The 11,999-nt window shown below is 45.4% G+C and carries 13 protein-coding genes; 2 read left to right on the forward strand and 11 right to left on the reverse strand.

The features are described from left to right. Positions 1-15: 15 nt before the first annotated feature. A complete protein-coding gene (locus tag DK187_RS17140) occupies positions 16-897 on the reverse strand; it encodes an MBL fold metallo-hydrolase (protein WP_111608559.1) in 882 nt (293 codons plus the stop codon). Between the two features lie 226 nt (positions 898-1,123). Here DK187_RS17140 and DK187_RS17145 point away from each other — a divergent pair, with 226 nt between their 5' ends. Beyond that, positions 1,124-2,476, forward strand: coding sequence for a sigma-54 interaction domain-containing protein (locus DK187_RS17145; RefSeq protein ID WP_111608560.1), 1,353 nt, complete (start codon positions 1,124-1,126; stop codon positions 2,474-2,476). A gap of 15 nt (positions 2,477-2,491) precedes the next feature. On the opposite strand, the gene DK187_RS17150 is transcribed toward DK187_RS17145, so the two are convergent. The 10 genes from DK187_RS17150 to DK187_RS17195 all read right to left on the reverse strand — a co-directional run bounded on the left by DK187_RS17150 (position 2,492) and on the right by DK187_RS17195 (position 11,268). Beyond that, a complete protein-coding gene (locus tag DK187_RS17150) occupies positions 2,492-3,622 on the reverse strand; it encodes an ABC transporter permease (protein WP_111608561.1) in 1,131 nt (376 codons plus the stop codon). 1 nt (position 3,623) lies between these two features. Then, on the reverse strand, positions 3,624-4,565 hold the full coding sequence (locus DK187_RS17155; protein WP_111608562.1) for an ABC transporter ATP-binding protein: 942 nt from the start codon (positions 4,563-4,565) through the stop codon (positions 3,624-3,626). Beyond that, positions 4,562-5,509 (reverse strand): HlyD family secretion protein, encoded by a 948-nt coding sequence (locus tag DK187_RS17160; RefSeq protein WP_111608563.1) that lies wholly within the window; start codon positions 5,507-5,509, stop codon positions 4,562-4,564. Before DK187_RS17160 ends, DK187_RS17155 begins: the two co-directional genes overlap by 4 nt. Next, positions 5,506-6,186 (reverse strand): TetR/AcrR family transcriptional regulator, encoded by a 681-nt coding sequence (locus tag DK187_RS17165; protein WP_111608564.1) that lies wholly within the window; start codon positions 6,184-6,186, stop codon positions 5,506-5,508. Before DK187_RS17165 ends, DK187_RS17160 begins: the two co-directional genes overlap by 4 nt. 188 nt (positions 6,187-6,374) lie before the next feature. Next, the gene (locus tag DK187_RS17170; RefSeq protein ID WP_111608565.1) at positions 6,375-7,415 is read right to left on the reverse strand and encodes an NADP-dependent oxidoreductase; all 1,041 of its coding nucleotides are present in this window, start codon (positions 7,413-7,415) and stop codon (positions 6,375-6,377) included. 82 nt (positions 7,416-7,497) lie between these two features. Then, positions 7,498-8,007: a DUF2147 domain-containing protein gene (locus DK187_RS17175; protein WP_204355649.1), complete on the reverse strand. Its 510-nt coding sequence runs from the start codon at positions 8,005-8,007 to the stop codon at positions 7,498-7,500. Continuing rightward, complete coding sequence (locus tag DK187_RS17180; protein ID WP_111608566.1) at positions 8,004-8,411, reverse strand: hypothetical protein; 408 nt, start codon at positions 8,409-8,411, stop codon at positions 8,004-8,006. Before DK187_RS17180 ends, DK187_RS17175 begins: the two co-directional genes overlap by 4 nt. A gap of 4 nt (positions 8,412-8,415) precedes the next feature. After that, positions 8,416-9,234 carry an oxidoreductase gene (locus DK187_RS17185; protein ID WP_111608567.1) on the reverse strand — a complete coding sequence of 273 codons (819 nt, stop codon included), beginning with the start codon at positions 9,232-9,234 and terminating at the stop codon, positions 8,416-8,418. A gap of 69 nt (positions 9,235-9,303) precedes the next feature. Beyond that, positions 9,304-10,086, reverse strand: a complete 783-nt coding sequence (locus DK187_RS17190; RefSeq protein ID WP_111608568.1) for an SDR family NAD(P)-dependent oxidoreductase — start codon at positions 10,084-10,086, stop codon at positions 9,304-9,306. Positions 10,087-10,182: 96 nt separating this feature from the next. Beyond that, positions 10,183-11,268, reverse strand: a complete 1,086-nt coding sequence (locus tag DK187_RS17195; RefSeq protein WP_111608604.1) for an alkene reductase — start codon at positions 11,266-11,268, stop codon at positions 10,183-10,185. A gap of 134 nt (positions 11,269-11,402) precedes the next feature. On the opposite strand from DK187_RS17195, the gene DK187_RS17200 reads away from it, so the two are divergent. Then, positions 11,403-11,957: a TetR/AcrR family transcriptional regulator gene (locus tag DK187_RS17200; RefSeq protein WP_111608569.1), complete on the forward strand. Its 555-nt coding sequence runs from the start codon at positions 11,403-11,405 to the stop codon at positions 11,955-11,957. Positions 11,958-11,999: the final 42 nt, after the last annotated feature.

Raw genomic sequence — 11,999 nt, forward strand, 5'->3', positions numbered from 1 at the left:
GATGATAGTTACGATTTATTTAAACGCATTCAGTGGGATCTTTAAGTAAGACAAACCGTTCTCTTCTGGCTCCGGCATGTGGCCTGCTCGCATATTGATTTGCAACGATGGCAAAATCAGGCGAGGCATGGCCAGTGTTTTGTCGCGGGTTTCACGTAGAGTAACGAAAGCTTCTTTGCTCATGCCCTGTTTGACATGAATATTTTGTTCTTTTTGTATTTTTACTGTGGTTTGGTATTCCAGCGCGCGGCCATTCGGGCAATAGTCATGACACATGAAAATGCGATGATCTTCTGGTAACGCTAAGATTTTTTGAACAGAATCGAATAACCCCCCTGCATTGCCGCCGGGAAAATCGGCACGAGCCGTACCGGCATCAGGCATAAATAAAGTATCGCCAACAAAGACGGCATCCCCTAAAACATGGGTGAAGCAGGCTGGTGTATGGCCAGGTGTGTGCATGGCAATACATTGCATACCACCCACCATGTAGCGTTCGCCGTCATGGAACAGATGATCGAATTGTGAACCATCCAGTTTAAACTCAGTGCCTTCGTTGAATATTTTGCCAAAGGTGTCTTGTACTATGGTGATTTGTTCACCAATGCCTATTTTGCCGCCAACTTTACTTTGAATGTAAGGCGCAGCTGAAAGATGGTCGGCATGGACATGAGTTTCAATGAGCCATTCCACTTTCAGTTTGTGTGTGGTGACGTACTCAATAATGCTGTCGGCGCCTTTGTAAGATGTGCCACCAGAGGCATAGTCGAAATCCAGCACGCTATCGACAATGGCGCAACTAGAAGACTCTGGATCTTTAACCACATAGGAAAAGGTGTTGGAGTCTTTATCGAAAAACGCCGCTACTTCAGGTTTGGTAGTCATTGTGTTTGTCATGTTTCACCTCGTATCTAATTTTCCATAAACTCAAATGATTTGCTCATTTTCTGGATTAATAATTCTAATGGAGCAGAAAGTGTGCCAAGGTTTTGGGGTTTTATTAAGTTATTGAAATTTATAGATTTAATTTGAGAATAAAAATTTCTATCTAGATTAGAATTGACTAATGTATAGTTGATTGTCATATTTGACTTAATTTTTTGACAGAAATGACAATTTCCTTATGAATATCATCGCGTCTGATTCCTCTTCCTATGAAGGTCTAGCCAGTATGTTGGAAGGCTACGATTGCCCAGCCATTTTAGTATCGGTGGATTATCGAATTCTTGCCATTAATCAGCACTACCGAGACGAATTTGGAGAGGTTCCGTTACAGCAAAATAAACGCTGTTTTGAAGTTTCCCATGGTTATAGTGTGCCTTGTGATGAAGCGGGGGAAGATTGTCCTATTTCCGCTACTTTACAGTCTGGTCATAAAGAGCGTGTTTTGCATATCCATCAAACCCCAAGAGGCAAAGAACACGTCGCGGTTGAAATGCTGCCAATTCATGATAGCCAAGGGAAACTCTTGTTCTTTGTTGAGCTATTGCGTGCTATTTCAGTGGCGAGTACGGGAAAGGCAAACAACAAGCTAGTGGGGGCAAGTAAATCGTTTAACCAGATGCTGGAGAAGGTTACTAGAGTGAGTCCCAGCGATGCGTCGGTGCTGCTATTGGGTGAATCTGGTAGTGGTAAAGAACTGGTGGCAAACGCGATTCATCAGGGTAGTAGTCGGGCAGGGAATGCTTTGGTGACTTTAGAATGCTCAGGTTTGACAGATTCTTTATTTGAAAGCGAGCTATTTGGCCATGTCAAAGGCTCATTCACTGGAGCACATAGCAACCGTGTTGGCTTGGTCGAACTGGCAAACGGTGGCACATTGTTTTTGGATGAGATCGGCGATGTGCCCTTGTCTATGCAGGTTAAATTATTGCGTCTGATCGAAACCCGATCGTTTCGCCCCGTGGGTTCTTCTACTATTAAACACAGCCATTTTCGTTTGGTGTGCGCTACCCATAAAAACCTCGCACAAATGGTCAAAGCAGGTGAGTTCCGCCAAGATTTATACTATCGCATCAACGTCTTTCCCATTCATGTGCCTTCTTTGCGCGAGCGACAAGACGACCTAGTCTTGTTAACCAACACCTTGTTAAAACGCATCAGTCAACGCAAGGAATACCACCTAACTGACTCGGCGATGCAAGCATTAAAGCAATACGATTTCCCCGGCAATATTCGTGAGCTAAGCAACATCCTCAATCGCGCAACACTCTTAACAGATACGAATTTGATTGAGCGAAGCACCATTCAAGAATGTTTGGAGATCGACCGTGAACTTGATTCGCTGGTGGATGCTTCATCCGCTTCTCAATCGTTAAGTATCAATGATGCAGGTGAAGACAAAGAATGGCTGGACTTAAAAACTGCCGAAAAACGCTACTTGTTAGAGCTCATGGCATTTCATCATGACGATAAAGAAAAAGTCGCCAAGGTCGCAGGAATCAGCCTGCGATCCTTGTATCGGAAATTGGAGTAAGGTTGCGAGGAATGTTTAGCCCAGTTTCTTCTTGAATCGTAACGAGGCAATGATGATTCCGCCTATGGTAAATAATCCTAGCCATAGAGCATCTTTGCCTAATAAAAGCAGGCTAGCGTCGCGCAAGGCGATGGCGCGAATCATGCGCATGAAATGGGTGACGGGCAGAGCTTCGGCAATCCATTGAGCGGCGACTGGCATGGCATCGTAAGGAAACATAAATCCGGATAGTAATATCGATGGCAGTAGAATAAATATCGTCATCTGCATGGCTTGTAATTGCGTCTTGGCAATGGTGGAAAGTACCAATCCAAGGGTTAAGCTGGCAAAGATAAACAGAATGGAGCCACCAAGCAGTGACAGCAAACTGCCTTTAATCGGCACTGAAAACACCCAATGGCCCACGCTTAAAATAATAGCGACTTGTGATAGTCCGACTAAAACGTAAGGCGCTATTTTTCCTATCATCAGTTCCATTGGGCGTACTGGCGTGGTGATGAGAAATTCCATATTGCCATGTTCGTGTTCCCGAACGATGGCGGACGATGTAAATAAAATCATTGTCATGGTTAGAATCACCGCCACCAATCCCGGCACGATATTCACCACGGTTCTTTGTTCTGGATTGAAGTATTGCACCACTTCGAAACTCGGCGCGGTACGTATAGTCGTATGGTTGGCCACTTCGTCTAAGGGCATATTGCGTAAGGCTCTAATGGTTGAGGCAATGACGGTATCTGAGCCATCGACTATCCATTGCCCTATTGGCAGAGTGAGTGGTGAATCTATTTGTTTATGATCGTAGAGCGGATGATTAAATAGGCGACGAGTCATATCGGCTGGCAAATACAGTACGGCTCTGATCTCGCCTTTGGTAATTGCGACTTCGGCGTCTTTTATGGAGCGATAACGGGCAATAAAATCGACGGATTGCGTCGCTACCAGTGCGTGTTCCACGGCTCGACTTTCCGAGGTCTGACTGAGGTCGACAAGGCCAACGGGGATGTGTCTGGCGTCGGTGTTAATCGCATAGCCAAACAACATAAGTTGTACCAGCGGTATCATGATAATCATGCCAAAGGTCATTTTGTCTCGGGAGAGCTGCTTTAATTCTTTGACGAAAATGGCATACACTCTAATCCACATACTAATCCCCATGACGTCCTCCGGTGCAGGTAACAAACACGTCTTCAAGGCTAGGGCGAGCTAATATTGTTTCTCGGCCATCACTAAGTTCCGAGATAAAGCCCAGAGGATCTAGTACTTTTTTCTTTATCAATACTCTAAGATGAGCACCAATTTGTGCCGCAGAGAGGATTTCTGGGTGCTGGGTTAGCGTCTGTTTGAGTTGTCTCAATTTATTGCCGCTGACTTCCACCACGGTGGCTGGCATAGCATCCATTAGAGCTTGAGGCGAGCCATCGGCGCGTTTATTCCCGTCTTCCATAATCGCCAAAGCATGGCAACGCTCGGCTTCATCCATGTAATGGGTGGACACTAGAATAGTGGTGCCAGCGGCACAAAGGTCGAACAATCTTTCCCAGAATTCGCGACGATTTTCTGGGTCAACTGCAGAGGTGGGTTCATCGAGAAAGAGTAGTTCTGGGGAGTGCAGAGTGGCACAGGCGAGAGCGAGGCGTTGTTTTTGTCCGCCGCTCATGGAGCCTGCAAATTGTTTTGCTTGTTTTTCCAAATCATACAAGGCGAGTAATTCTTCGATACGAGACTTTTTACGCTTTCCTGCAAAACCATAGATAGCACCGACAAAGTCCAGATTTTCTTTCACGGTTAAGTTGTCGTACAGCGAAAATTTTTGCGTCATATAGCCAATACGTTTTTTTAGCGACTCTTCATGACCTAACAGCGGTTTGCCTAAAATAGTGACGTCACCTTCACTGGCTTCTAATAACCCAGTGAGCAGGCGAATGCTGGTGGATTTTCCGCAGCCATTGGGACCAAGAAAGCCATAAATACTGCCTTTAGGGATGTTTAAATCCAGTTTATTCACTGCAATGTTATCGCCAAAGCGTTTGGTCAGTCCTGTGGCTTCAATGGCGTATTCTATTTGCTCAGAAGCGTTGGAAGTCATGGTAAACGTACCTCAACCGCCAAGCCTGTGGGGAGCTGGTTAGCGTCGATGAGATCAATGTCGGTGAGATACATCAGACGAGCTCTGTCTCGTTCATTGAGCGCATAAAATGGCGTATAAGCGGGTTGTGAGCGGATATTTCGCACACGACCTTGAATGGGCGCTTCAATGCCATCAGCAAACACCTCAATAGCGTCGCCAGCTTTGATCTTGGTTAATGCGCTGGCAGGCAAATAAACTCTTGCATAAGGGTGACCAGAAGACAGTAAGCTAATTAACTGAGTGCCTGCGGTAACACGATCTCCTTCGTGCCAAGGCAGTGTGTCAATCGTACCATCAATTGGCGCTTTGATGGTGAGGTCTTCACGGGCTTTGGTTTGCCATTCAAGGGCGGCCTGTGCGGCTTGCACCTTAGCATTGGATTGGGCAATGTCTTCTTCACGTGCGCCATTTTTTAACTCTAACCATTGATCATGAGCTTGCTGTGCTTTGGCCTTATTGCTGTCTCTCGAAGCTTTCGCTGCATCAAAATCGGCTTTGCCAACGACTTTGCTTTTATACAGTTTTTCGATACGTTGATATTTTAGCTCTGCTTCTTTACTGGCGGCTTGAGTGGCTTCTAGTGCGGCGAGTGAAGCGCTTAATTGTTCTGGTCGTGTGCCCGCAGTTAATACGCTAAGGGCTGCATTGGCTTGGGCAAGTTCGGCTTCACGCTGGGCAATAAGCGCATCGGCGCTGCGTGAGTCTAAACGCAGCAAAATGTCGCCTTGGGAGACTTGTTGTCCTTCGTTGATATTGATTAGGACGATTTGCTCTGCAGCGGGGGCTGACAAGGTGATTCTATCGCGCTCAATATTGCCCATGGCGTAAGTTGACTCTTCTGACTGGCAAGCGGTAAGCAAAGTCAGCACAAGTACGGATAGTAGACTATGGCGTGTTTTCATTCTTGCTCACCTTTGGTGTCGTTGGATGATGGCTGTGGTGATGGAAAGGTGAAAAGTCCTTGTTCTAACAATGTTTGATTGTGATCCGCTAGATTTAATAACCAGTCTTCTTTGAGTTCGACCCCAAGTTGTTGCTGAAGATATTTTGGCGCTAATACAGGAAAAATCATTAAGCTGACAAAGCTCAGGCGAATCCATGCCGGATTAAGGTTGGGATTAATTTGCTTTTGCTTTTCAAACGCCTCGATCCATTTTTCTGATCGTTTCAAGATGTTGTCGATAATGCCTGTCAAAATAGCAAACGCTTCGGGGTTATCTTGTTGGTTGATTACCTGCAGAATCAATTTTGGTAGCATGGGGTTTTTGGCAATCATGCGGTAGTAGGTTTGCATCAATAACAATGGATTAGGCGGTGTATTGGGGTCAATATCGGCTTGGAATTGTTCGATAACCGGAGCCAAGGTTTCTTGTATTGTTGCTTCGAATAAACCTGCTTTTGAACCGAAGTAATAGCGAATCATCGCCGCATCCACGCCTGCCGAAAGCGCTATTTTTCGCGTTGATACTTTATCAAAACCCTGTTCAGAGAAGCAGCGTTTGGCGGCGGCAATCAAACTGCTGCGAGCGGAATCTTGATCGCTATTAGACTGCTTGGGACGTCCCATTTTAGTGGTCATGCAAAGGTCTCTATTAATTCATCTAGTGATGAATATAGGCCATATATCCACAATGGGTTACTAAGATAATTCCTCATAGATTGAATCAATGAGGAATTATCTTAGTAGGTGCCGATCCTCTAAGGTTGACTAGAGAAATTTGGCTGTGTTTTTTTAAGTTAATTGAACTAGATCAATACTGGTAGTCTTCAATGTCTAGGTTTGTCCGATATCGAAGTCAAACCATTATTCATTGTAATGACGACCTTTCCTTTTGCACGCCCTTGAGCAAGATATGCCAGCGCATCTTTTGTTTGTTCAAACGGAAATACCTTATCGATCACTGGTTTAATGTGTTCAGCTTCGAGCAGTTTGCTGATTTCACTCAGTTGAGCGCCATTTGGGCGAACAAATAGAAAGGAATAATCCACTTTTTGCTTTTTCGAAAGTTTATTAATTTTTCGACTCATCAAACCAAATACAAAGGTTAGGACTCCATTTAGGTTACGAGCTCGGGCAAAAGGCGCATCCAACGGACCAACAAGAGAAAGGATCTTGCTCCCTGGCTTAAGGATGCCAATGGATTTCTCAATCGCGTCACCTTTGGTCGTCCCTAACACGAGATCGTAGTTGTGCAGTACTTTGTCAAACTCTTGTTTCTTATAATCAACTACAGTGTCTGCACCCAATTTACGAACGAAATCAACATTCCCAGTACTTGTCGTCGTTGCCACTGTTGCGCCAAGGTGTTTTGCTAACTGGATGGCAAAAGTACCAATACCACCCGAGCCAGCTGGAATAAACACTTTCTGACCCGCTTTAAGATTGCCGCGCTCTTTCAAGGCTTGCCAAGAGGTTAGGCCGACCATTGGGATTGAAGCCGCTTGTACGAAGTCAAGATTTGTTGGTTTCAGCGCCGCTGTGTTTTCAGGCACCACAGCAAACTCTGCAAGCGAGCCAATACCCAGATCAAATATACTGGCAAATACCGCATCGCCTGGCTTAAAGCGTGTTACTTGGCTACCCACTTCCGTCACAACACCCGCTAAATCGCTGCCCAGCGTTGCGGGCAATTGAAAGTGCAAAACCGGCTTAAATGTGCCTGTTGGAATGATGTTGTCAATGGGATTTAAACCTACGGCATGAACCTGAACGAGCATTTCATTGGGTTTGATTTTGGGTTTAATGATGTCGCTAAACTCAATGATGGGTGATGATTTACTGTACTTTTTAAGGGTAAGTGCTTTCATTTGTATGTTCTCGAATTGTTGCCGATCATTAGATAACTTTTGAATGTACTAGTTGTCTTAATTATTAATGCTTTGATTGCCATTATTCTAGACGTTCCCAGATTTGTGAACGGCCTAATATGGGCACACCAATATATCCACGCACGCTGAGCTTTTTACCGCCATCAATCAAACGAACTTTGCTGCTATATACTTTGCCGTTGTCTGGATCGAGAATTTGTCCTCCAACGAATTCGTCACCATCTTGCTTAAGGCCGCTCAGGATTTCCAACCCAATGATTGGTGCATTTTTGTTGACACCTTCGCATTTTTCGCACTTGGGATCAGGAGCTTCGGTTGGACTTGGAAACACTTTTTCTATCCTACCTTGTAGCGTTCCATTTGATTCAGTAATACGGATGAGTGCGCGTGGCTTGTCGTTGACATCGTCAATATTTTTCCACAGTCCGACAGGTGAAGAATCGTTTGCCAGAACGGGTTGCGCTATAAGTGAGATAGATAAAATCATGCCAACCGAGGTTACTAATTTCGAAAGAGACATAGCCATGGTTTTAATCGGTGACACTTTTATTAATGCAAATATATTAATCATATCTTCTCCCATTGCTTGTTAAGGTTGTTTGCCTTGTTGGATGTACGCCAAGCGTAAATGAACGCTAGCCCTAAAATAGCTTCTATTAAAACGGCAGCCAGAATCTTATCGCTTGCATGACCCACTGAAAGCTCATAAACGCCAAGTAAGATCAGGACTGTACAGATTGTTATCATTCCCTTAATGAGAGCCATTCGGGCCGCTGAATGCTCGGTGTTTCTCGCCATAAAAAACATAACAGCAACCCCAAGATAAAATACGGCTCCACGGCGACTAACAAGTCCTGCGCCATCGCTGTATAGCACGCCCCATTGAGTTAGCATTTGTTCAGGGAAAAACATCCATGCGATTGCTAAGACCAGAAACAAAAAGGACGTCAGTATTGCTACATGTCGAAAGGTCATTGCCTTATCCCTTTGTATCAAGCTTTAAGCTTTTACGAATGCCTTTATCCAATACTGAGGCTGGGGCGAAACGTCGTAGTAACTTAAACAAGCGAGCGGTTTTGCCAGCGGTATAGCGTAATTTTGGCTGTGACGCTTGAGCCGCTTCGAGTACGACACTGGCCGCGACTTCAGGTTCATCAGCGGTAGCCATGGCTTCGCTAACAACGCCGACTAGCTTCGCTCGAATCCCATCGTACTCGCTAATTTTTGAATCGGGCTCAATATTATTTGCCTCAAATTTGGTTTTCACATAAGCCGGCTCAATCACGGAGACTCTGATGCCTTGTGTGCGTAGTTCATGATCCAATGCTTCAGAGTACCCCTCAACAGCATGCTTACTGGCACAATAAAGTGCTGCATAAGGAACAGGAACAACCCCAAGAATTGAGCCAATATTGATAATTCTACCTCTGCCTTGACGACGCATATGTGGCACGACAGCACGTGTCATTCTGACAACACCATGAAAGTTGGTGTCGAACATGGCTTTAGATTGCTCAATTGAACTCTCTTCTGCTGCCGCAGGAGAGAAACCAAAACCCGCATTATTGACCAAAAGATCGATGCGTCCTTCAAGCCGAATCAGTTCCGCAACGGCCGCTTCGACAGAGGAATCGTCTGTTACATCCAGTGCCAGCATAGGAAAGCCAGTTTGATTCGATATTGCCCCACGACGGCTAGTGCCATAGACGCGGTAGCCTGCCGTTAGCAATTTTTTGGCCGTGGCCTCGCCAATGCCTGATGACGCGCCCGTCACTAAGGCGACAAGTTTATTGGTCATTATGTAACTCCTTAAATAAGTTGTTTTTCAATATCTTTGTGAGGCAATGAATCAAGGTTTTATGGCTGTTTATGCTGTTTTATAACGCGCAGCGGCATTTGACATCTCGATATCGGAAAGCAACCCTTGTCGCGCCTTGTCTAGATCATTCCAACGAGTCTCTTTATGCAGTGGTGGAATAGTGACCAGCTCTCGACGGTCAAAGCCAACCAAAGCCGCATCAACCAGTTCGTTCACTTCCATCATTGGCGAAGAGTTACTAATATCGATGCCTGCACGATCCCAGATTTCGGTATAAGTGCCCGCTGGTAGTAGCGCTTGCACGTAAATGCCTTTAGAGGACAATTCTAGATTCATCCCTTGAGATAAGAACAAGACGAACGCCTTGCTAGCGCCATAAACAGTCATTTGGTATTCAGGCGCAAGACCTACAACAGAAGACACATTGACGATAGAGCCTTTGCCTGCTTTGACGAGTCGTGGCGTTACCGCATTAGCAAGTCTGGTTAACGCCGTGATGTTTAATGCGATCAGCTTTTCAATTGAATCTGGTGTTTGTTCAACAAAGCGACCAGATTGAGCGATACCGGCGTTGTTGATCAGTGTGTCGATGCGATCGTCTTCTTGTAGGCGTTTTTCAACCAAAGCAAGATCACTGGATTTGGTTAGGTCTGCTGGCAATACATCGACATTGACGCTGTATTCTTGGCGTAAACGAGTTGCCAGTGTTTCAAGTTTTGCACCATCACGGGCAACGATAACCAAATCGTGACCACGACGCGCAAAGCGATCCGCATAGACAGCGCCAATACCAGTAGAAGCGCCAGTGATAAGAACGGTAGAATTTGTCATGATATTTTTCTCTTTAAATAATTTTCTGAATAATGTTTAAAAAGTGGCGACACACAAACAGCATGTCGCCACGTTATTCGCTCAGCGTCAGCGTTATTACGCGTTCACCAGTGTTGGGTAATCGGTATAGCCTTTGGCACCACCGCCATAAAGCGTTGAACCATCTAGTTCGTTTAGCTCGGCGCCTGTCTCTAATCGTTCAACAAGATCAGGGTTGGAAATAAAAGGGCGTCCAAGGGCAAACAAATCCACCTTGCCTTCTGCTAGCTGAGCAGAAGCCAGCTCAGTGTTATAACCGTTGTTGCCCATGTAAGTGTTTTTGAAGCGTTGACGTAGAGAACCATAGTCAAATGGGGCGATATCACGTGGGCCACCTGTTGCGCCTTCCACAACATGAAGGTACACAATGCCAAGCGCATTCAACTTATCTGCCACATAATCGTACTGTTCTTGTGGATTGCTGATGGAAATAGCGTTTGCTGGTGAAACGGGAGAAATACGCACGCCGGTGCGATCCGCGCCAATTTCTTTACTAACCGCTTCCGTCACTTCTAAAAGCAATCGTGCGCGATTTTCAACAGAACCACCGTAGGAATCAGTACGCTGATTCGCGCCATCTTTTAGGAATTGCTCCAACAGATAACCATTGGCTCCGTGGACTTCTACACCATCAAAGCCCGCTTTCATTGCATTGGTCGCTGCTTGGCGGAAGTCTTCAATAATGGCTGGTATTTCATCAATTTCTAATGCGCGAGGCTCAGATGTGTCGGCGAAGCCGTTATTGACGAACACTTTGGTTTCCGCACGAATGGCAGAAGGCGCAACTGGTGCAGCGCCATTTGGTTGTAAATCCACATGAGAAATACGACCAACGTGCCATAGTTGAACAAAGATTTTTCCACCCTTAGCGTGTACCGCATCGGTCACTTTTCGCCATCCATCGATTTGGTCCTGAGTGAATAATCCAGGTGTGTCTTGGTAGCCTTGCGCTTGTGCTGAGATTTGAGTGGCTTCCGTGATGATTAAACCAGCGGATGCACGCTGCCCATAATAGGTCGCAGCCAATTCACTCGGTACTAAACCTGCACCAGCACGGTTGCGCGTCAATGGTGCCATGACGAAGCGATTAGATAACGTGAGTGAGCCAAGGGTATAGGGTTGAAATAGTGTGTGATCAGTCATTTTTTTCGTTTTCCGTTTTTCATCTGTGGAGAATTTGTTAATGATGACGATCATAATCTAAAATGTCAATACTTTGATTATGATCATAATCAAAGTATACTGACTCATGATTTTTGCAATGAGGTGTAGTAGAGATGAAAGTGACAAAGGCGCAGGTTCAAGAAAATCGAGAGCATATCGTTAAGACGGCTTCGGTGTTGTTTCGCGAACGTGGTTATGACGGTGTGGGTATCGCAGAACTCATGTCTACGGCAGGGTTTACTCACGGCGGTTTTTATAAACATTTTAAATCGAAAGCGGATTTGATGGCGGAGGCGGCGGCGTTTAGTTTTGCGAAGTCAGCTGAAGAAACGTCCGATTTAGATATGGCGACTTTTGCAAAGCAATATTTGTCCCGAAAGCATCGTGATTCGTTTGGTAATGGCTGTACTATGGCGGCTCTTTGTACAGATGCGGGGCGTCAATCGGAGTCCATTAAAGAAACATTTTTGGCTGGAATTGAAGGCCAGCTGGAAACTTTGGCAAATGGAGAAGAGGCAACTGGAGAAGACCGAGTAAGAAGAATCAATGCCATTGCTCAAGCCGTTGGGGCGCTTATATTATCGCGCGCTTGCCCTGATGACTCTCCATTGGCGGATGAAATTCTACAGGTGTGTTTAGAACAAATTTTGAGTCAGCATGGGGCGTAGAATAAAACGATAGGCGATGTTGTTTCTATGGTCTAGTGGTTG

Source organism: Marinomonas arctica, assembly GCF_003259225.1.
Taxonomy (GTDB): Bacteria; Pseudomonadota; Gammaproteobacteria; order Pseudomonadales; family Marinomonadaceae; genus Marinomonas; species Marinomonas arctica.

Bases quoted from the DNA above. Each gene is read 5' to 3' on its own strand.
- DK187_RS17140 (WP_111608559.1), bottom strand. From the start codon at position 897: ATGACAAACACAATGACTACCAAACCTGAAGTAGCGGCGTTTTTCGAT.
- DK187_RS17145 (WP_111608560.1), top strand. From the start codon at position 1,124: ATGAATATCATCGCGTCTGATTCCTCTTCCTATGAAGGTCTAGCCAGT.
- DK187_RS17150 (WP_111608561.1), bottom strand. From the start codon at position 3,622: ATGTGGATTAGAGTGTATGCCATTTTCGTCAAAGAATTAAAGCAGCTC.
- DK187_RS17155 (WP_111608562.1), bottom strand. From the start codon at position 4,565: ATGACTTCCAACGCTTCTGAGCAAATAGAATACGCCATTGAAGCCACA.
- DK187_RS17160 (WP_111608563.1), bottom strand. From the start codon at position 5,509: ATGAAAACACGCCATAGTCTACTATCCGTACTTGTGCTGACTTTGCTT.
- DK187_RS17165 (WP_111608564.1), bottom strand. From the start codon at position 6,186: ATGACCACTAAAATGGGACGTCCCAAGCAGTCTAATAGCGATCAAGAT.
- DK187_RS17170 (WP_111608565.1), bottom strand. From the start codon at position 7,415: ATGAAAGCACTTACCCTTAAAAAGTACAGTAAATCATCACCCATCATT.
- DK187_RS17175 (WP_204355649.1), bottom strand. From the start codon at position 8,007: ATGATTAATATATTTGCATTAATAAAAGTGTCACCGATTAAAACCATG.
- DK187_RS17180 (WP_111608566.1), bottom strand. From the start codon at position 8,411: ATGACCTTTCGACATGTAGCAATACTGACGTCCTTTTTGTTTCTGGTC.
- DK187_RS17185 (WP_111608567.1), bottom strand. From the start codon at position 9,234: ATGACCAATAAACTTGTCGCCTTAGTGACGGGCGCGTCATCAGGCATT.
- DK187_RS17190 (WP_111608568.1), bottom strand. From the start codon at position 10,086: ATGACAAATTCTACCGTTCTTATCACTGGCGCTTCTACTGGTATTGGC.
- DK187_RS17195 (WP_111608604.1), bottom strand. From the start codon at position 11,268: ATGACTGATCACACACTATTTCAACCCTATACCCTTGGCTCACTCACG.
- DK187_RS17200 (WP_111608569.1), top strand. From the start codon at position 11,403: ATGAAAGTGACAAAGGCGCAGGTTCAAGAAAATCGAGAGCATATCGTT.